The sequence below is a fragment of the Kribbella catacumbae DSM 19601 genome (genome assembly GCF_000372465.1).
GTDB lineage: Bacteria > Actinomycetota > Actinomycetes > Propionibacteriales > Kribbellaceae > Kribbella > Kribbella catacumbae.
Genome location: NZ_AQUZ01000034.1, coordinates 19,700 through 39,239, shown reverse-complemented (window position 1 = coordinate 39,239; position 19,540 = coordinate 19,700). Strand labels below are relative to the sequence as shown.

Genomic DNA, 19,540 nt, shown 5'->3' with positions numbered 1-19,540 from the left:
CGCCTCTTCAGCCCACGGTTAGCCAGGCACGGCTGTCCGATCGATATTCAGCGCGTAGCTGCGTAGAGCGTGTGCAGGTGCTGCGGTGGTGATGGATCAGCCGGCGGCCTTGAGGAGGTGATCGTGCTGGAGGTTTGAGATGGTGGCGGCGAGTCGGGTGTCTGGGCGTAGGCCGTCGGCGGTCTTGCTGGACTCGGTCACTGTCACTTGGGCGAGAACGTTGCCGACGACAAAGTCCGCATTCGCAGTTGCCATGAAGAGCGTGGGAGACGACTTCTTTTTCAATCCTGCATCCGTCCAGGTGCGCGGGATGCCCCGGACCGTGAAGGTGTCGCCGTGCTCGTACTGTCTCCAGAAGCTATTCTGGAGCGCTACCGCGCCTTCGTGAGTACGGAACCGGTACAGGTAGACGACCAGGCGCCGGTCATCAGACGACATGCGGATGCTGACATACCCCTGGACGAATCCGGTCCGGGCGAGCAGCCTCCGATCCTCCTTCGGCGTCCCGGACAACTTGCTGACGAACCGCTCCACGTCGAACGGACCGATCCTTTGCTGATCCCAGTCGCGCGACGACGGTCGAGTGAATGTGGCGGATCGGACGACCAGCTGGGCAAGATCGTCTTGCCGTGACGTGGCTGTGGGCGCGGTCGGCCGCGGCGCTGAAGTACGTAATGGCTTCGGCCCAGGAGCCGATGCTTGCGGTGCCGGAGTCGATGAAGCTGTGGCCGGTACCCTCGGTGGCGGCGCGCTCTGCTCGGCGGAGCCGCCGCAGCTGACCAGCAGTGGCACGGCGAGCAGGGCAAAACCGGCACGCATCATCATCTGGTGTCCCATCCTCCCCACCGGACTCGCCCGTCGGGCCGAAGGCAGAGCTTACCCCCGGTCGACGCTGCTGTATGGGCTCAGATGCTCGCCCGGTCAGGGGCTAGGTCGGGGTGGTTACTTCGGTTGTTCGAGGTTGGGGCGCATCTTGATCAGTAGTGCGGCGAGGTCTGCTTCGGTGATGTTGGTTGCCATCAGCATTCCGTAGGTGGTCCGGTCTGCCCAGGCGCAGCGGAGTTCGGTGGTGGCGGCGCAGCGCACCTCGCCGCCTAGGTCGCCGGCCGGGTACTCCGTGAGCTTGGCCTGTACGCCGCTGCTCTCCGCGATACCGGCGAAGAAGTCGTTGATGCTCTGTTCCGGATCGGAAGCCTGCTGTTTGCCGCCCAGGAAGAGGATGTAGGCATCGCCGCCTGCGGGGTGCGCGTACCCGCCGTACTGGAGCTCGATGCCTTTCTGGGCGGCGGCGCTTCGACGCTGCTCCAGCGTGGCGGTGACCTCTGGCGTGAGTTGGACGCGGGGCACCCCTCCGGCTGTCTCGGCGATCACGATTCGCCGCTCGGGTTCCGCGCTGGCCGACTGCATCGAGTTCGCCAGGCCGCCGAGCACGATCACTCCGCCGACAGCGAGGCACACGATCGCAATCTCCTTGGCCCGGTCCTTCGGCTTGTGCATGCCGGACACGTGGGGCGCGTCGCTGTGCCTGTACGGCGGCATGGCATCCGGGTGGGAGGCGGTGCTGGGAACTGATGGCGGCAAGACCGGCGTCGGCGTGGCCCTGTCGCGGCGGTTGATGCGAAGGAGCGCCACCAGCCCACCGATCAGCAGGGCCAGCCCCAACACGGTCGGTATAGCGGTGCCGATCTTGTAGGCGGTGCTGTCTACTGACACCAACGAGATGGCGCTACTGAGGATGCTCGGGACCACGGAACCCACCTCCGGAACGGATGCTCCGGTGGTTCTCCGGTCGCCCGCGCACGATAGCGAGTCCGCTTCACCGTGTCCAAACACCACGAACAGCGCTGAGGCGACCGCTCCTGCCCTGCAGGTACCGGGCGGGTTTCCCACAGAGGCGGGTTTCCGACAGAGCGATGCCTTGACCGGGAGTTTTGCAAGGTCTCTACTTAATGCACTCTCGCTGCTGGAGGTCCGCCCATGCGTTCACGGTGTTTTGCCGCGCTTCTTGGCTTTCTGCTTGTTGTTGCCGGTCTTGTCGGTGTCGCGCAGACTGCGCAGGCGGCGAATCTGCTGGTCAATCCCGGGTTCGAGGCGGGGTCGTTGAGTGGGTGGACCTGCTCGGGTGGGTCGGTGATTACCAGCCCGACCCGGTCTGGCGGATTTGCGTTGAATGGAGCGGTGTCGGCATCCGATACTGCGCAGTGCAGTCAGACGGTGGCGGTGCAGCCCAGTACGGCGTACACGTTGTCGGCCTGGGTGCGTGGGTCGTATGTCTACCTGGGTGTGACGGGTGGTGCCTCTACCTGGACGCCCTCGGCTAGTGGCTACAGCCAGCTGACGGTCGCGTTTACGAGTGGTGCCAGTCAGACGTCGGCGCAGATCTACTTGCATGGGTGGTACGGGCAACCGGCGTACCAGGCTGATGACGTCAACCTCGACGGGCCCGGCGGCAACCCGCCGGCTGGCGTTCCCGGAGTACCAGGGGCGCCGTCAGTCACCGGTACTACGAACAGCGCGATCTCGCTGAGCTGGCCGGCCTCCACTGGCACAGTGACCGGGTATCGGGTCTACGAAGGCTCCACCGCGGTCAAGACGGTGACTGGTACCTCCACCAGCGTCGACGGCCTAGCCGCGTGTACTAGTCACAGCTATACAGTCGCGGCGTACAACAGCAACGGGGAGTCGGCCAAGAGCGCAGCAGCATCCGGTACTACGACCGGTTGCACCAGCACAGGCCTACCGAAGCACGCCCTGATCGGCTACCTGCACGCGAGCTTCGCTAACGGTTCGGGGTACATCCGGATGGCCGACATCCCGGCCGCGTGGAACCTCATCAACCTCTCCTTCGGCGAACCCACTTCGGTCACGTCGGGCGACATCCGGTTCAACCGCTGCCCGGTCAGCGAGTGCCCGAACGTCGAGAGCGACGCCGATTTCCTTGCCGCGATCAAGGCGAAACAGGCCCAGGGCAAGAAGGTGCTGATCTCGATCGGCGGCGCCAACGGTCAGGTCCAGCTCACCAGTACGGCGGCCCGCGACGCGTTCGTGAACTCGGTCAGCGCGATCATCGACCGGTGGGGCCTGGACGGGCTCGACATCGACTTCGAGGGCCACTCGCTCCACCTCAACGCCGGCGACACCGACTTCCGCAACCCGACCACCCCAGTGGTGGTGAACCTGATCAGCGCGCTGAAAACGCTCAAAGCGAAGTACGGGGCGAAGTTCGTGCTGACGATGGCGCCCGAGACGTTCTTCGTGCAGGTCGGCTACCAGTTCTACGGCGGCGCGGGCGGCGGCGACAACCGGACCGGCTCGTACCTGCCGGTGATCCACGCGATGCGCGACGCGCTGACCGTGCTGCACGTCCAGGACTACAACTCCGGGCCCGTGATGGGGCTCGACAACGTCTACCACAACATGGGCGGCGCGGAGTTCCACATCGCGATGACCGACATGATCAAGGCCGGCTTCCCGGTCGCGAACACCGGCCACACTTTCCCGGGTCTCCGCGAGGATCAGATCGCCTTCGGGTTGCCGGCCGCGGTCAGCGCAGGGAACGGCTACACCGCCCCCGCAGCCGTTCACCAAGCGCTCGACTGTCTGGTGAAGGGCCAAAGTTGTGGTGGCTACACCCTTAGAGGCGGTCCATCGCCGTCGTTCCGCGGCTTGATGACCTGGTCGATCAACTGGGACCGCTACTACAACTGGGAGTTCCAGAACAGCCACGCGCCGTACCTCGCAGCCCTTCCGTAGTGCGCCTGTGGATGAACGATGACGGGAATTCGCCGACCGCTGGTATGAAAGGTGCATGCCAACGTCAACATCCCGCCCGGTGATCCTCACCGTGGACGACGATCCGGGCGTCTCCCGGTCGATCGCCCGCGATCTGAGGCGCCGGTACGGCGAGGAGAACCGGATCGTCCGGGCAGAGGCCCCGGACCAGGCCCTTGACGCGCTCAAGGAGCTCAAGCTGCGGGGCGAGCCGGTCGCCCTGCTGCTCGCGGACTACCGGATGCCGGGCATGTCCGGGATCGACTTCCTCGAAGCGGCGATGGACCTGTTCCCGCTCGCCCGCCGGGTCCTGCTCACGGCGTACGCCGACACGGACGCCGCCATCCAGGCGATCAACGTCGTCGACCTCGACCACTATCTGCTGAAACCCTGGAACCCACCGGAAGAGAAGCTCTACCCGGTAGTCGACTCGATGCTCGACCTCTGGAAGTCGACGCCCGAGGTGCCCAGCGACGAGACCCGGGTGATCGGCCATCGCTGGTCGGCGCCGTCGTTCACCGCGCGCGACTTCCTCGCCCGCAACGCCGTGCCCTATCGCTGGATGGGCGTCGACGACGAGGAGAGCCAGCGACTACTCGTTGCCGCGGGCATCGACGGTACGACGCTGCCGGTGGTCATCACTGCGGACGGTACGGTGCTGGTGGCGCCGTCGGAGTCCGAGCTGGCTGACAAGGTCGGTCTGTCCACCCACCCCGCCGAGGAGTTCTACGACCTCGTGGTGGTCGGCGGCGGCCCTGCCGGCCTCGGTGCTGCCGTGTACGGCGCCAGCGAAGGGCTGCGGACCGTCCTGGTCGAGCAGGTCGCGACCGGCGGCCAAGCTGGCCAGTCGAGCCGGATCGAGAACTACCTGGGCTTCCCCGACGGGGTGTCGGGGGCGCAGCTGACCGACCGGGCCCGGCGGCAGGCGGTTCGCTTCGGCGCCGAGTTGCTGACCGCGCGCCAGGTGGTCGGGCTCGAGACGATCGGGTCCGCCCGGCGCCTGCAGTTCTCCGACGGCAGCGAGATCTCAGCGCATTCAGTGATCCTGGCGACCGGCGTCTCGTACCGGACGCTCGAAGCGCCCGGCGTGGACGACCTGTGCGGCCGCGGGATCTACTACGGCTCGGCGACCACCGAAGGGCCGAGCTGCGCAGGCCAGGAGGTTTACATCATCGGCGGGGCGAACTCCGCCGGTCAGGCCGCGGTCTATTTCTCGAGACATGCCAAACGCGTGCATATGCTGGTCAGAGGTCCCTCGCTCGAGGCGACCATGTCGTCGTACCTGATCGATCAGCTCGGCGGCATCGACAACATCGAGGTGCACACCTGTACGCAGGTGGTGTCCTGCAAGGGTTCGGACCACTTGGAACGCGTGACGCTGACCAACAGCGTGACCGGGGAGAGCCGGGAGGTGGATACGGAGTGGATGTTCGTGTTCATCGGCGCCGCACCTCGTACCGACTGGCTGCCAGGTGACCTGTTGCGCGACGACCGTGGATTCGTGCTGACCGGACCGGACCTGCGCGGGCGACCGCCGGGCTGGGCGCTGGAGCGGGATCCGTACCATCTGGAGACGAGCATGCCGGGCGTCTTCGCGGCGGGCGACGTCCGGGCCGAGTCCGTCAAGCGGGTCGCTTCCGCGGTCGGGGACGGGGCGATGGCCGTGACCTTGGTGCACCGATACCTGGAGATGCTCTGATGACCGAGCCTGAGACTGTTTCGGGGACCGCCGAACCGCGCCGGATCACTCGCGACGAGCTGCGCACGCTGTTCCTGTTCGAGTCGCTGAACGACGAGCAGCTCGACTGGCTGGTCCGCGAAGGGCACATCATCGAGGTGCAGGAGGGCCGCGTCTTCGCCGAGGGCGACGAGGCGACCTGCTGCTACGTGCTGATGTCCGGCGGGCTGCGGATGTGCAAGCTGCTGCAGGGCGAGGAGGTCGAGATCAACCGCACCTCCCAGCGAGGCGTGTACGCCGGTGCGTTCCACGCCTTCTTCGGTACCGACGACCGCAAGGGCTACACGGCGTCGCTATATGTGCTGGAGCCATCGGAGTTCTTCGTGATCGAGGCCGCCGCGATGGCGACGATGATGAACACCTGGTTCCCGATGGCCGTGCACCTGATCGAAGGTTTCGTGATGGGGATGCGCCGGACCAACGAGACGATGGGCCAGCGCGAGCGGTTGCTTGCCCTGGGCTCCTTGTCGGCCGGCCTCACGCACGAGCTCAACAACCCTGCAGCTGCCGCAGTCCGGGCCGCGGCGACGCTTCGCCAGCGGGTCGCCGGGATGCGATCCAAGCTCGCGATGCTTGCCGACGGCACCCTTGACGCGACCAAGCTGCACAAGATCGTCGAGATCCAGGAGGACGCGGTCGAGCGGGTGGCCAAGGCGCGCGAGCTGTCGCCGATGGAGCTCAGCGACGCCGAGGACTCGCTGTCGGACTGGCTCGACGACCATGACGTGCGCAACAGCTGGGACGTCGCGCCGGTGCTGGCCGCGGTCGGCCTCGACGTGCCCTGGATGGAGAACGTCCTCACCGCCGTCGGACCGGAGTACCTCGAAGGTGCTGTTCGCTGGCTGATGTACACGATCGACACCGAGTCGCTGATGAACGAGATCGACGACTCGGTGACCCGGATCTCCACCCTGGTCGGGGCCGCCAAGCAGTACTCGCAGATCGACCGGGCGCCGTACCAGATCGTTGATCTGCGCGAACTGCTGAAGTCGACGATGGTGATGATGTCGGGCAAGTTCGACGGCCTGACGGTGGTGAAGGACTTCGACCCGGAGCTGCCGCCGATCCCGGCGTACGCGGCCGAGCTGAACCAGGTCTGGACCAACATCATCGACAACGCCGTCGCCGCGATGAACGGCTCCGGCACGCTGACCATCCGCACCAAACGCGATGGTGCCTACGCGCTGGTCGAGATCGGTGACACCGGACCCGGTATCCAGAAGGACATCCGGCAGCGGATCTTCGAACCGTTCTTCACCACCAAGCCGATCGGCGAGGGGACGGGTCTCGGCCTGGACATCTCGTGGCGGATCGTCGTCAAGAAACACCACGGCGACCTGCGCGTCGAGTCCGAGCCGGGGAACACCCGGTTCAAGATCGTGCTTCCGATCAACCCGGAGTCGGAGATCCAGGCTCAGGCCGATCTGATCTGAGGTCTTAGGCGACCAGCAGGCAGAACGGATGGCCGGCGGGGTCGGCGAGCACGTAGAGCGGCTCGCCTTGCTCGTCGGTACGGTCGAGGAGGAGCCGCGCCCCGAGTTCTTCGGCGCGCCGGCGATGGCGGCGAAGGTCTTCCAGCGTCGGTACTGCGAAGTCCAGGTGCAACTGCATCGGGATGTCGTGCTCAGGCCAGGTCGAGCGGGGGAGTGTGCTCACCTGCTGGAACGCGAGCCTCCTCTTCCCGTCACCATCCACCAGTACCAGCCAGTCGGCGTCATCGGCGGCGCCGTCGGATGGCGGCTCGTCGCCGGAGCGGTAGCGCAATCCGAGTAACTCACGGTAGAGCTCCGCCAGCCCGCGCACGTCGGTAGCGTCCAGCGCAGTGTGCATCAGTTCGGGATAGGTCGCCATGATGCCGGTCCTCTGATACGTCGACGATGAAGCAAAGAAGCCTAGCCCCAGTACCCATCCCAAGAACCCTCTGTGCGCAGGGAAGCAATGAGTGCACAACCATCCCCACCGCTGGAAGCACCGGCTAGGGCGTAAGCCCAGCCACCGCAGCAAACACGTCATTCGGAGCCAGCGGCCGCGGATCAGCCCGCCACTTCGCGAGGGCGTCGGCGTGCTTGGACTCGTCGGCTTGGCCGACGCCTTCTGCGATCAAGGCCTTGGCCCGCGTGATGTCGATTTCTTCGTATCCGAAGCGGTTCTCCAGGTAGAAGTCGTTGCGCAGGGCGTTGTTGTCGTGGAAGTAGCCAGTGTTCTGCACGTAGCCGTACATGTTCTCGTGGGCGAGGGCGGCGACCCACAGACGGCGGTTGCCCTTGGTGACGAGGTAGAGCTTCATCTGCCGATCCCATCGATTCGACGGCCCGCGGATCTGTAGGCCGTTGGGGTGGACTTCGCGCTGTCGGTGTTGATCCTCGCAGTCCCCGGTGGATCTTCTCGGCGTGAATCACCGAACGTGTTGACCTCGACCGGTAGATCGCCCACGGTCCGCAGAGCCGCAACGTCTGCCGGCGGTTCTAGCGAGTCGGACAACTCGATGCACAGTGCCCGCGCCGCCGCGCGTTCGGACGGACTCGAGTTGGCATTTCGTTCGATCTCGTACGGCGCCGTGGTCGCCTCCTTCACCCTGGCGGAAGCGGCTGAGTGGAACTGCACTTCAACTGTCTCGCCGGACGGCCGCTGGAAGCCGATATGGATTCCTTTGTAGCGACTGCCATCGGTGTACGAGTGCATCGCGGATACCGGCCGCCAGCCGGAGTCACACAGTTGGCCGACTGTCCGTTGAGTTTCGGCGACCAGTTGGTGCGGTGATTCGGTCAGCATCGTGTAGCGGAGGATGTCGTCCGGCTCGTCGTCATCGAGCGCCTCCAGTTGGTCGGAGTACTTGCGGGCGAGTGATTGTGGTGACTTCACCCTCGACTCCAGCTTGTAGCTGGTGCTCTCGTCGGACAAGGCGGCTACGAACTCGGCTGTAGCTGCGGGCTCGATGGCGATCTTCGCGTGTAACGCGGCTAGAGCCAACCGCGCCGCCTCTGGGCCGAATTCGGCGACCAGTTCAGCTTTCGTCGGCAGCGGATGGCCCCAGTTCACCGGTCGGTTTCGGGCGAGGACCGCATGCAGTTCAACTGGCTCCGGCAGGTTGCGCAGTTCGGCGGGCTGGGCGCCTCCCGTCGTGGTCATCCATCAACGGTAGGAAGAACAGACTGTGCTGTGGGGTGGTTCTTGGGATCTGTGGATAAGTCAGCGCAGGGAAGGGATGAGTGCCAATCTGGACAACCAGCGCCCACCACCTATGGCGTAAGCCCAGCGACCGCAGCAAACACATCATTTGGTGCCAGCGGCCGCGGATCAGCCCGCCACTTCGCCAGTGCGTCGGCCCTAGTGGCTTCGTCGATCTGCCCGACTCCCGCGGCGATCAACGCCTTCGCCTGGACAATGTCGATCTCTTCGTACTGATAGTCGAAGTCCATGTAGAAGTCGTTGCGCAGAGCATTGTTGTCATGAAAGTAGCCGGTGTTGGCTACATACCCGTACATGTGCTCATGAGCCAACGCGGCAACCCAAACCTGCCGCTCCCCATCCTTGACCAGATAAAGCCTCATCTGCCCGTCCCGTCAATCTGGCGCGCCTCGGGCTGGTGCCGTTGGACTTGTCGCTCGGTCGCAGTGCTCGTGCTGTGCGCACTCGCCGGGCCACTCCGGCTGCGCGAATCACTGTAGTTGTTGACCCCCACTGCCACACTGCCGAGTGTTCGCACCGTGTCCAGCCCGAGTGGTACGGCGAGTGTGTTGGAGAGTTCGACGCAGAGCCGCCGGGCTGCGGCTCGCTCGGAGTCGGTGGAAGCGGCGTTTCGCTCGATCTCGTAGGGGCGGGTCGTCGCCTCTTTGACCTTGGCCGAGGCAACCGAGTGGAACTGCACCTCGACCATGTCACCGGCGGGCGTCCGTAGGTCCGCGTGCAGACCTTTGTATCGGCTACCTGCGGTGTAGGAGTGCATCGCGGACTTCATCGCCCATCCACTGTCCTGCAACTGGTCGGTCGTGAACCTCGCGGCGGCGACCAGCTCGTTCGGCGTTCGGCAGAGGACGGTGTACCGCAGTACGTCGTCCGGCTCGCCTTCCTTGTCCCGCTCCAGCCTGTTCTCGAACTGCCGCGCGAGTGATATCGGTGACTTCACCCGGCAGTCGAGGTTGTAGGCGGTTGCACCGTCCGGTACGGCGGCGAGAAAGTCCGCGGTGGTCCGCTGCTCCGTTCGAAGCCTTCTCTGCAAGGTGGTCAGGCTGAGACGCGCGGCGTCCAGGCCGTACTCGGCGACGAGCTGGGTCGCGGTCGGCAGCTTGTCACCCCACTTCACTGGATGCCGCTCGGCGAACAGTGCCTGTAGTTCGGTCGGTTCAGGTAGCCGGGCCGAGCCCCCAGTCATGCTCATCCATCAACGGTAGGAAGAACAGACTGTGCTGTGGGGTGGTTCTTGGGATCTGTGGATAAGTTGAGGAACTCCGAGCAAGCGTCATGCTGGATCGCGGAATCTGTCCAGCGGGATGACGGCGATCGGGACGACCTCGACGAGCAGTTCAGGAATCACCAGCCCGGCGACCTGGATCAGGATGCTGGCCGGCGCGGTGGCGGCCGGGAGGGCGCGGGAGCGCGCCTGCTGGATCGCTGGTAGGTCGTCGCGGTTCAGGAAGTAGATGGTCATGCTGACGATGTCGGCGAGCGTTCCACCTGCCTGGCTGAGGATTACCTGGACGTTGTCCAGGCTCTTCTCCAGTTGCGCGGCGGCGTCGCCTGCACCTACGACGTTGCTGTTCTCGTCCCAGGCCACCTGACCGGTGACATGGGATGACTTTTCCCTCCGGTTGAATCACGCCTTGATTGAAGGCGCGGCCGTTGGGAGCCCAGATACCCGGTGGATTGAAGTGATTTCCCATCTGGCGACCCTAGAAGGTCCTCTGGTCTTCTGTCAGCGGAGTGCTGTGCCGTGGGTGTGGGTTAGGAGAGTCAGGTCTTCGCGGGTGGGGAGGGATTCCCAGTCGCCGTGGGCGCCTACGCAGAAGGCGCCGGAGGTGGTGGCGCGGGCGAGGCGGTCTTCAGGTGGGAGGTTGTCGAGGGTGGCGGAGAGGTAGCCGGAGACGAAGGCGTCGCCGGCGCCGATGGAGTCGACCACGGTCACCGGGAGGGCTGGGCGGTGAAGGGTGCCGTCCGTGGTGTGGGTCCAGGCGCCCTTGACGCCGGCGGTGATCACGACCTCGGTGATCGTGGTGGAGAGCAGGTCGGCGACTGGGTCGTCGGCGTCGGTGAGGATGTCGAGTTCGTCGTCCGAGGCGAAGACCGTGGTCACGTGGGGGAGCAGCGTACGCAGTACGGCGGCTGCGTCTGTGCGGGACCAGAGGCGGCCGCGATAGTTCACGTCCAGCGAAACCTTGATGCCAGCAGCAGAAGCGGCCTGTACTGCGGCCAGCGTCGCGGCGCGGGCCGTGTCGGAGAGAGCCGGCGTGATGCCGGTGACGTGAAGGATGCGTGGCGTCCCCGGGCTGGCGGAGAGCGCTGAACCGGCGAGGGCGACAGCGGACGGCGTACCGGTGGGAGTGGTGGTGGGCACCGAACCGGTGAGGTCGACAGCGGTCGGCGTACCAGTGGCAGCGGCGGTGGATGGCCTGCCGGCGAGGGCGGCGAGGCATTCCGTTGCGGTGAGCGTCGAACCGGCTGAGCCGCGGCGGTGGTAGCTGACGCGGGTGATGTCGTGCGCCGGTTGGTCGAAGGCGATGAACCCGGTGAACGAGTCGTCGGAGAAGCGGAGATAGCTGGTGTCGACGTTCTCGGCGCGGAGGGTGCGCTGGATCAGGCGACCGGGCTCATCGTTGCCCACGGCACCTAACCAGGCGACGTCATGGCCGAGGCGAGCCAATCCGATCGCCACGTTGCTCTCGGAACCGGCTACCGACAGATGCACGTCGCCACCCATCCGCAGGGCAGCCTTGGACCGCAGCGAGACCATCGCCTCGCCGAAGGTAAGAACCTCTGGCATCAGTACTCCTCATGCAGGGCGGAGATCCAGCCCATCAATCGTCGCCTGCCACGGCGGCGCTGAGCGGGGGAGTGGCCGGAAGGGCTGGGCACTGATGGGCTGGACCTCCGCAGCCCAGCCCATTCCGCGAATGCAGGGTGGGCCCGGGGCCTCGCGGCGGCGGAGCTCCATCCCATCAATGGTGGCTCGGCATGGTGGTGCTGAGCGGGGGAGAGGGGCGGTACGCCGGGCATTGATGGGCTGGACCTCCGCCCACGCGACCTCCAGCAAAAGAGTTGGGGGTTATGCATGGGCGACGGCCTCGAGGAAGGCGGCGGCTCGGTGGGCCAGGTCGGCTTGGGAGCCGCCGGTGCCTGCGTTGCCGAGGAGGGGGGAGCCGAGGCCTACTGCCAAGGCGCCGGCTGCCAGGTACTGCGGGGCGGTGGTGACGTCTACTCCGCCTACGGCGATGAGCGGTGCGTCCGGGAGCGGGGCGCGGAGTTCGCGGAGGTAGCCGGGGCCGTGCAGCTTGGCGGGGAAGATCTTCACGGCCAACGCGCCGAGATCCAAGGCGGCGATGACCTCGGTCGGAGTCAAGGCGCCGCACAGCAAGGGCAGGCCGAGTTCGACACTGCGCTTGGCGCCGCGCGTGATCCCGGGGGTGACGACGAAATCCGCTCGGGCGTCCGCGACCTCATCCGCCTGCTCCGCGGTGACGACGGTCCCCGCGCCGATCAGCACCGATGAGTCGTACTCCGTACGCGCCTTGGAGATCGCCTCAGCGCCACCCGGCGTCGTGAGTGAGACCTCCAAGGCGGTGATCCCCGCGGCCACCAGCGTGCGAATGCACTCCAGCGCCCGATCGGGTCCGTCCGCCCGGATGATCGCCAGGACCTTGCGTTGACCGAGTTCCGCGAGCAACTCCACTTACTTCACCCCTTAGACGAAGACTTTCAGCCTATTTGATCGATCCAGACATAGGACGTGGGATGTTCAGCGTTTGACACCGCCGATCGGTGGATAAGTTACAGAGTGAGCAACCCGCCCCGTTGTTTACTTTCCGTTCACCGGAAGGCAGGTCCAGGTACCCATGCCCAGATTCCGCCCCTTGCTGGTCTCCCTCGCTCTGCTGGCCGCCGGCCTCGTCGCCGTACCCCAGCAAACGCAACCCGCCGATGCCGCCGTCACCCAGACCGTCCTGTTCGACAAGGGCGGCGCGGGCTATGGCTGCTACCGAATCCCCGCGATCGTGCGAACCAAGCTCGGCACCCTCCTCGCCTTCGCCGAAGCGCGACGTACCTGGTGTGGCGACTCCCAGGAGATCGACCTCGTCGTACGCCGGTCCGAAGACGACGGCCGCACCTGGTCGGCTCAGGAGGTCGTCTTGTCCGGCACCGACGCAGACCCCAATGCCGTCGCCACCCGCGGCAACCCGACCCCGATCGTCGACCAGGAGAGCGGCCGGATCGTCCTGCTCACCACGATGGACCCCGGCACGTCGAGCCGCCCGCGTACGCCGTACGTCCAGTTCAGCGATGACGACGGGAAGACGTTCAGCAAAGCCACGAACATCGGCGGCCAGATCGACGACCCGACCTGGGGCTGGTACGCGACCGGCCCGGTGCACGGCATCCAGTTGACCCGCGGAGCCCACAAGGGGCGCCTTGTGGCCGGGACCAACTACGACGTCGACGGCAAAGGCGGCGGGCAACTCGTCTACAGCGACAACAAAGGCGAGACCTGGCACAAGGGCGCCACCGACCTGCGCAGCGACGGGATGGTTCCCCAGGAGATCAGCGTCGTCGAAAAGGTTGACGGCGGCATCTATGCCGGTGCCAGGAACAACAGTGCGGGTACCGGGAACGACAGCCGTGCATTTGCCGTCAGCAACGATGGCGGTGAGACCTACGCGACGAAGTACGCGACCATCCCGGGCCTGACCACGCCGATCGTGCAGGGCTCGCTGCTCCGGCTGCGGGCGACCGACGAGGGAGCGAAGTACAACCGGATCCTGTTCGCCTCGCCGGCTGATCCCGAGCGGCGGAGGTACATGACGATCAGGTCGAGCTTCGACGAAGGCAAGACCTGGCAGTCCGTTGCCGACGGCACCAGGATCACCAGCGACTGGTCCGGGTACTCCGATATGACGATGCTCGACACCGGTGAGATCGGCTTGCTGTACGAAGCCGGGACGGTTGACGCCCGCGACCAGATCCGGTTCGCCCGGTTCACCGAGACCGACATCGGGCTGCCTGACGGACCGCCCGGGCCGACTACGCCGGACGTCTCCGGGTTGGGAAACAACGGGATCCTTCGCGGCGGTACGACCGTTGTCGCCGGCAAGTTCGGCCAGGCGCGCGACCTGGACGGAACCGATGACGCGATCCAGCTGCCGTTCGCCGAGTCGCTCGCCGTAGGGGCGGGTGATTTCACCGCGATGACCTGGATCAAGTACGGCGCCCGAACGACGCCTCAGGCAATCTTCTGGGGTTACAACCTCAACGAGTTCTCGCAGTTCTGGCTGCGCGCCGAGCCGGCCGACGCTCGCATTCGCGGGCTGATCACGACCGGCGGAAACACGGCGGTCGTCGCAACCACCAAGGCCTACAACGACAACGCCTGGCACCACGTCGCCCTGCAACGGAAAGCGGGCACGTTGGCCATCTGGGTCGACGGCGTACCGGCCGCAAGTGTCGCGTCGCCTGCTGGATCGGTCAGCCCGGGACGGCCGTTCAAGATGTACGTCGGTCAGCGCCTCGACGGACTGCATCACTTCGACGGGTCGCTCGACGAGGTCCGCATCTACAAGCGCGCGATCACGGCCGCCGAGCTGAACAGCATCCGGACCAGCAACGTCACGACGGTCCCGAACGTAGTACTCGATCTGCCGCTCGGGTAGCACGATCATCAGACTGACCTGGCGGTCACCACGAGACGCCAGGTCAGCTCACCCGACTCCGGCACCACGGCTGCGTCCCCGGGACCGGCCTCCGACAACCCGAAAACCCTGCCCAGCATGGGCTCCACACCCAGGCTCCGGTACGGCGCCTGCGCCGGGAATCCACCCAGATTCCGCCACAAGGCAACAGAAACCGGTTGCCCAGAGCAACTCAGCGACAAAGTCAGCTCGATGCCTTGATCAACAACCGAAGCAGTCGGGCAGTCGACCAGCACAGCGCCGAGCGCGGTGCCGTCCGAAGGGCCGTAGGTGGCAAGGTCGAGCTCCGACCAGCTACTGCTCTCCGCCCAATCAGAACCATCCTGCGGATACAAGCGGCAAACAGTGTCGGCCGGAACCTCGACAGATGCTCCGACCGCGCAATCGAGCAGCGTGTGAGCAGCCCAAATGAAGCGATACCCGGCGGGAGCGATCAGGCGATAGTCGACCCAGATCGCCCCGGCATCGCCCGCCTCCACTGGTGTTTCGCCTCCGTTGAAGCGGCGGAGCAGCACAGCCTCGCCGTACGGGACGACGTCCCAATCTTCATCCTCATCCAGGGAGCCCCACGATTGGTTCCACAAGCCGCCGTGGTCGGGCACGCCGCGTACGGTCGGGAAGCATTCGTCCAGCCCGCCGACGTCGACGTACTCCGTCAGCCCTTCGCGCGAACCCGCGATCAGTCCCGGCCCGGACCACAGCCATTCGCGCCCGCCGAGGATGAGCGACGTCCAGCGCCCGCCGTCGTCCAGGTCGATCGCGACCTCATTGTCCGGAAGCATTGAGATCACCACTCCGCGAAGGATCCGTCGTCGTGCGTCCAGATCGGGTTGCGCCAGGCATGGCCCTTCTTGTCAGCTTCGCGTACTGCGGCCTCGTCGACCGTGATCCCCAACCCAGGAAGAGGATTCCACTCGGCATGCCCGTCCACCCAGATGAACGGCGTGGGGTCGGTCACGTACGTGGTCAGGTCGTTGTCCACGTTGTAGTGGATCCCGCGACTCTGCTCCTGGATCAAGAAGTTCGGCGTCGCGAACGAAACCTGCAGGCTGGCCGCCAGCGAGATCGGTCCCAGCGGACAATGCGGCGCCAGCAACGCCCCATGCGTCTCAGCCAGTACTGCGATCCGCCGCAACTCCGAGATCCCGCCGGCGTGAGACACATCGGGCTGGACCACGGCCACCCCGGCCTCGAGTACAGGGCTGAATTCAGAGCGATGATAAAGCCGTTCACCAAGTGCTACAGGAACGGTCGAAGCCTCGACGACCGAGGCCAGGTGCTGCAGATGCTCCGGCAGCACCGGCTCCTCGACGAACAGTGGATGCAACGGCTCGACCGCATGCAGGATCCGTCGCGCGCCGGCAACCCCGACCCGCCCATGCAGATCGATCGCCACATCCCGCGATTCGCCCAGCACGGACCGAGCAGCCTCCAACCGCGAGACGATGGAGTTGAGCTCAGCCAGCGAAGGCGACGGCTGGATCCGCCCACTGGCGTTCATCTTCACCGCGGTCATCCCGGCCTCGACCTGCGCGGCCACCTGATCCGCGATCTCGGCCGGCTCATCGCCACCGACCCACGCATAGACCCGCGCGCGATCCCGCACCCGCCCGCCGAGCAGGGCCGCGACGGGAGCGCCGTACACCTTCCCGGCGATGTCCCACAGCGCATGGTCGATACCGGCCAACGCACTGCTGAGCACAGGCCCGCCACGGTAGAAGCCGCCCTTGGCAAGGATCTGCCAATGCCGCTCGATCTGCAGCGGATCCTGGCCGATCAGGTACTCCGACAGCACCTCGATCGCGGTCCGCACCACCTCGGCGCGGCCCTCGACCACGGGCTCGCCCCAGCCGACGACGCCGTCGCTGGTCTCGATCCGGCAGAACAGCCAGCGCGGCGCGACGAGGAAGGTCTCGATCCGCTCGATCTTCACTTGCGGCTCCGGCCCGAAGACTTCTGCACCGAAGACTTCTGCACCGCGGACTTCCGGACCGCGGACTTCCGGACCGCGGACAGGTCCTCGGCGGCCTTCGCCAGCAGTTCCCGCATCGCGAGCTCGGCGCCCTCGGGATCGTGGGCCCGTACTGCGTCGACCACGCGCGCGTGACTCGGTACAGGATCGTCGGAGGGCTTCAGCTTGTGGACCAGCCTGTCGCGACCGGCCAGGCCGGTCTCTATGACGACCTCCATCTTGGTGAGCAGCTCGTTGCCGGTGGCAGCGAGCAACGCCTTGTGGAACGCGACATCCGCCTCTGCGGCGGCGAGGTCATTGGTTGCCGACGACATCGCTGCCAGTGCTTCGTCCAACGCGTCGATCTGCGCATCAGACGCCCGTACTGCGGCCAGCCGGGCGGCGGCCGGCTCGACGATCCCGCGCACCTCGTGCAGTTCCTCCAGCAACTCGGGCCGAACGTCGTCGTCGAAGTGCCAGCGGATCATGTCGGCATCGAGCAGGTTCCAGTCGGACCGCGGCCGGACGAACGTGCCGCGCTTCTGCCGCGCGTCGACGAGCCCTTTCGCGGTCAGGACCTTGAGCGCCTCGCGGACCGCGGTCAGGCTGACACCGAGGTCGGCCTGCAGATCGGGCACGTTGATCGTCGACCCCTCGGGAATCTGCCCCGACAGGATGCGCTGCGCCATCACCTCCACGATCTGCCCATGCAAACCCCGCGACACCCCGCGCTGAATCCCCGTCACGCTGCCCGTCCTCTCACTCCTGCGCCCCTCACCATCGGGCATCTCGCCTTCACCGGACCCTGCGCCTCGGTTGCGCCCTGCCCCTTCGCCGACCCTTGCGCCTTGATCGAGCCCAGCGCCTTCGTCGGGCTCTGCGCTTTCATGCCGAGTCCTTGACCGCTGACCAGCCACCGTCGACCACCAAGCTGGCGGCCGTCACGAACGACGCTTCCTCCGAAAGCAAGAACGCCACCGCTTGGGCCACCTCGTCCGGCCGACCCAATCGCCCGACCGCTGTAGCCCGCGCGCTCTGAGCTTTCCCCTCGGCGGTCACACGGTCCCACGCGGCGGTGTCGACCGGCCCCGGAAGCACTGTGTTCACCCGGATCGATCCGCCGTACTCCACCGCGAGCTGCCGACCCAGCGCGACCAGCGCGCCCTTCGTAGCGGCGTACGCCGGATGACCAGGGATGCCGGCCAGCGCATGCACCGACGACACCAGTACGACGGATCCGCCACGCGCGGTCAGGTCTAAATACAAGCTCTGAAATCCGAGGAAGGCCGCGGTCAGGTTCACGTCGAGCTGGCGCTGCCAGGAAGCCGGCGGCAGCTCGTGCGCGGGCCGGACGTCGACCGTGTACGCGTTGCTGACCAGTCCGTCGATCGGCCCGAGCTCGTCGCGACCGCGGGACAACACTTCATTCCAGGTGTCGGCAGACGAGACATCACCGACGACGGCGAGCGCCCGGCCCGCGATCTCCTTGCAGGGTTGAAGATCCACCTGGACGACCGAGGCTCCCTCGTCGAGCAGTCGCTGCACGCAGGCGGCGCCGATGCCGGTGGCAGCACCAGTCACCACGATGACGCGATCTGCCAGACGCACGGATCCTCCAACTCTCCAACGATGCAGCCCAAGTTGATCGTGAGGATCTGACCACGTCAAGCCATTTCATCGTAATTTACGAATTAATATTGACACATCCAGGGGAGCGCAGCAAGATCCTCCCCAGCGGCAGCAAGATCTTCCGCAGAACGAACCACTTACCCGACTGGCACGGCGCGGGCCGCCGGTGCCGCGATCTCAGGAGCAGGCATGACGGGTCTGGCAGCTGACCGACGGACGTTCCTCAAGGGGCTCGGAGTGCTCGGGGCCGCCGCGCTGGTGCCGGGGTGCGCGACCTCGACGCCAAGCGGTTCAGGAGCAAGCGCGGCGACTGGTGAGCTCGCGCTGCAGTCGAGCCTCTCCTCCGAGCAGACCAAAGCCGCGCTGGCGAAGATGATCGACGCCTACAACAAGACCGGCGGCAAGGTCAAGGTGAACACCGTCGCGGTGGAGATCTACCGCACCCAGCTCCCGACGTACCTGGCCTCGGCCAACCCACCGGACGTCTACACCTGGTACGCCGGGTCCGTGGCGAACTCGTATGCCAAGAAGGATCTGCTGCTGGATGTCAGCAGTGTGTGGGACACCATGAAGAACTACCCGCAGGCGATGCAGAACCTGTCCACCAGCGATTCCGGTCAGAAAATCTTCGTGCCGACCAACTACTACTGGTGGGGCGTGTACTACCGGAAGTCGAACTTCGCCAAGTGGGGGGTCAAGCCTCCGACGACCTGGGCGGAGTTCCTCCAGGTCTGCGAGACGATCCAGAGCAAGGGCATACCGCCGATCGGCATCGGCACCGGCGGCACCCCATGGGTCGCGTCGGCCTGGTTCGACTACCTGAACATCCGGATCAACGGTGCGCCGTTCCACCGCCGGCTGCTGGCCGGTGAGGAGAGGTTCGACGATCCGAAGGTGAAGGCGGTGTTCTCCAAGTGGCAGGAGGTTCTGCCGTACTTCGACCCGAAGGGCAAGTCGATCCCCTTCCAGGAGGCGACATCGGTGTTGCTGGCAGGCAGGTCCGGGATGTTCCTGATCGGCGCCTTTGTCGCCGACTCAGCCCCGAAGGATGCGGCGGACGACATCGACTTCTTCCAGTTCCCGATCATCGATCCGGAGGTGCCGGTGGCCGAGGAGGCGCCGATCGACGGGTACTTCGCCAGCAAGAGGGCGAAGGACCCCGAGGCCGTGAAGAAGTTCCTCACCTGGGTGGCCACCGCCGAGGCGCAGGAACTCTACGTGCGGAACTCCACCGGGACGGTGATCCCCGCGAACCCGGACGGCAAGTCCGCGGACACCCCGCTGGTGCGGAAGGGCAAAGCGATGGTCGAGAGCGCCAAGGAGCTGACCCAGTTCTTCAACCGGGACTCCAGCGACGCGCTGCAGCCGACCGCCGATGCCGCGCTGATCAAGTTCATGGACAAGCCGGACCAGGTCGACCAGATCCTGAAGGACTGGCAGGCCGCGGCCGGGAAGGTCTTCAAAGCGTGACCTCGACAGCGATCGAGACCATGTCTGACTCGCCGCCGAGTCCACCGCCTCGGCGGGGGACTCGGGCGCGGACGGGCGAGCGACGCC

General features: G+C 66.0%; 19 protein-coding genes. 5 read left to right on the top strand and 14 right to left on the bottom strand.

Annotated features, from left to right (window positions below; translation table 11 throughout):
* Positions 1-96 precede the first annotated feature (96 nt).
* A complete protein-coding gene (locus A3ES_RS0129425) occupies positions 97-534 on the bottom strand; it encodes a hypothetical protein (protein WP_020390435.1) in 438 nt (145 codons plus the stop codon).
* A 408-nt stretch (positions 535-942) separates the two neighbouring features.
* Positions 943-1,749: a hypothetical protein gene (locus A3ES_RS0129420; protein WP_157630805.1), complete on the bottom strand. Its 807-nt coding sequence runs from the start codon at positions 1,747-1,749 to the stop codon at positions 943-945.
* Positions 1,750-1,977: 228 nt separating this feature from the next.
* Between A3ES_RS0129420 and A3ES_RS0129415 the strand changes: the two genes are divergently transcribed.
* The 3 genes from A3ES_RS0129415 to A3ES_RS56810 are packed head-to-tail and all read left to right on the top strand — an operon-like array spanning position 1,978 to position 6,942.
* Positions 1,978-3,753, top strand: a complete 1,776-nt coding sequence (locus A3ES_RS0129415) for a chitinase (protein WP_026163313.1) — start codon at positions 1,978-1,980, stop codon at positions 3,751-3,753.
* Between the two features lie 55 nt (positions 3,754-3,808).
* Complete coding sequence (locus tag A3ES_RS0129410; protein WP_040455843.1) at positions 3,809-5,470, top strand: FAD-dependent oxidoreductase; 1,662 nt, start codon at positions 3,809-3,811, stop codon at positions 5,468-5,470.
* The gene (locus tag A3ES_RS56810; protein ID WP_020390431.1) at positions 5,470-6,942 is read left to right on the top strand and encodes an ATP-binding protein; all 1,473 of its coding nucleotides are present in this window, start codon (positions 5,470-5,472) and stop codon (positions 6,940-6,942) included. The genes A3ES_RS0129410 and A3ES_RS56810 overlap by 1 nt, the downstream gene beginning before the upstream one ends.
* A gap of 4 nt (positions 6,943-6,946) precedes the next feature.
* Here the strand turns inward: A3ES_RS56810 and A3ES_RS0129400 are convergent, their stop codons facing one another.
* From A3ES_RS0129400 to A3ES_RS0129365, 8 genes are all read right to left on the bottom strand, one after another.
* Complete coding sequence (locus A3ES_RS0129400; protein WP_020390430.1) at positions 6,947-7,360, bottom strand: VOC family protein; 414 nt, start codon at positions 7,358-7,360, stop codon at positions 6,947-6,949.
* A 124-nt stretch (positions 7,361-7,484) separates the two neighbouring features.
* On the bottom strand, positions 7,485-7,796 hold the full coding sequence (locus A3ES_RS0129395; protein WP_020390429.1) for a hypothetical protein: 312 nt from the start codon (positions 7,794-7,796) through the stop codon (positions 7,485-7,487).
* The gene (locus A3ES_RS0129390) at positions 7,793-8,638 is read right to left on the bottom strand and encodes a nucleotidyltransferase family protein (RefSeq protein WP_020390428.1); all 846 of its coding nucleotides are present in this window, start codon (positions 8,636-8,638) and stop codon (positions 7,793-7,795) included. The genes A3ES_RS0129395 and A3ES_RS0129390 overlap by 4 nt, the downstream gene beginning before the upstream one ends.
* A gap of 110 nt (positions 8,639-8,748) precedes the next feature.
* Positions 8,749-9,060: a hypothetical protein gene (locus A3ES_RS0129385; RefSeq protein ID WP_026163311.1), complete on the bottom strand. Its 312-nt coding sequence runs from the start codon at positions 9,058-9,060 to the stop codon at positions 8,749-8,751.
* Positions 9,057-9,887, bottom strand: coding sequence for a hypothetical protein (locus A3ES_RS0129380; RefSeq protein ID WP_157630804.1), 831 nt, complete (start codon positions 9,885-9,887; stop codon positions 9,057-9,059). Before A3ES_RS0129380 ends, A3ES_RS0129385 begins: the two co-directional genes overlap by 4 nt.
* 81 nt (positions 9,888-9,968) lie before the next feature.
* Entirely contained in the window at positions 9,969-10,283 is a 315-nt protein-coding gene (locus A3ES_RS48815) for a RidA family protein (RefSeq protein WP_020390425.1), read from the bottom strand.
* A gap of 138 nt (positions 10,284-10,421) precedes the next feature.
* Entirely contained in the window at positions 10,422-11,486 is a 1,065-nt protein-coding gene (locus A3ES_RS0129370; RefSeq protein WP_020390424.1) for a sugar kinase, read from the bottom strand.
* 282 nt (positions 11,487-11,768) lie between these two features.
* Positions 11,769-12,392, bottom strand: coding sequence for a bifunctional 4-hydroxy-2-oxoglutarate aldolase/2-dehydro-3-deoxy-phosphogluconate aldolase (locus A3ES_RS0129365; RefSeq protein ID WP_020390423.1), 624 nt, complete (start codon positions 12,390-12,392; stop codon positions 11,769-11,771).
* A 163-nt stretch (positions 12,393-12,555) separates the two neighbouring features.
* Here A3ES_RS0129365 and A3ES_RS0129360 point away from each other — a divergent pair, with 163 nt between their 5' ends.
* On the top strand, positions 12,556-14,364 hold the full coding sequence (locus tag A3ES_RS0129360; RefSeq protein ID WP_020390422.1) for a sialidase family protein: 1,809 nt from the start codon (positions 12,556-12,558) through the stop codon (positions 14,362-14,364).
* Between the two features lie 8 nt (positions 14,365-14,372).
* Here A3ES_RS0129360 and A3ES_RS0129355 read toward each other — a convergent pair whose 3' ends face one another.
* The 4 genes from A3ES_RS0129355 to A3ES_RS0129340 form a co-directional block, all read right to left on the bottom strand.
* The gene (locus A3ES_RS0129355; protein WP_040455852.1) at positions 14,373-15,185 is read right to left on the bottom strand and encodes a hypothetical protein; all 813 of its coding nucleotides are present in this window, start codon (positions 15,183-15,185) and stop codon (positions 14,373-14,375) included.
* A gap of 5 nt (positions 15,186-15,190) precedes the next feature.
* Complete coding sequence (gene dgoD, locus A3ES_RS0129350; protein WP_020390420.1) at positions 15,191-16,336, bottom strand: galactonate dehydratase; 1,146 nt, start codon at positions 16,334-16,336, stop codon at positions 15,191-15,193.
* The gene (locus A3ES_RS0129345; RefSeq protein ID WP_237745087.1) at positions 16,333-17,100 is read right to left on the bottom strand and encodes a FadR/GntR family transcriptional regulator; all 768 of its coding nucleotides are present in this window, start codon (positions 17,098-17,100) and stop codon (positions 16,333-16,335) included. Before A3ES_RS0129345 ends, dgoD begins: the two co-directional genes overlap by 4 nt.
* Positions 17,101-17,239: 139 nt before the next feature.
* On the bottom strand, positions 17,240-17,962 hold the full coding sequence (locus A3ES_RS0129340) for an SDR family NAD(P)-dependent oxidoreductase (RefSeq protein ID WP_020390418.1): 723 nt from the start codon (positions 17,960-17,962) through the stop codon (positions 17,240-17,242).
* Positions 17,963-18,172: 210 nt separating this feature from the next.
* Between A3ES_RS0129340 and A3ES_RS0129335 the strand changes: the two genes are divergently transcribed.
* Positions 18,173-19,453 carry an ABC transporter substrate-binding protein gene (locus A3ES_RS0129335; RefSeq protein WP_020390417.1) on the top strand — a complete coding sequence of 427 codons (1,281 nt, stop codon included), beginning with the start codon at positions 18,173-18,175 and terminating at the stop codon, positions 19,451-19,453.
* Positions 19,454-19,540 lie beyond the last annotated feature (87 nt).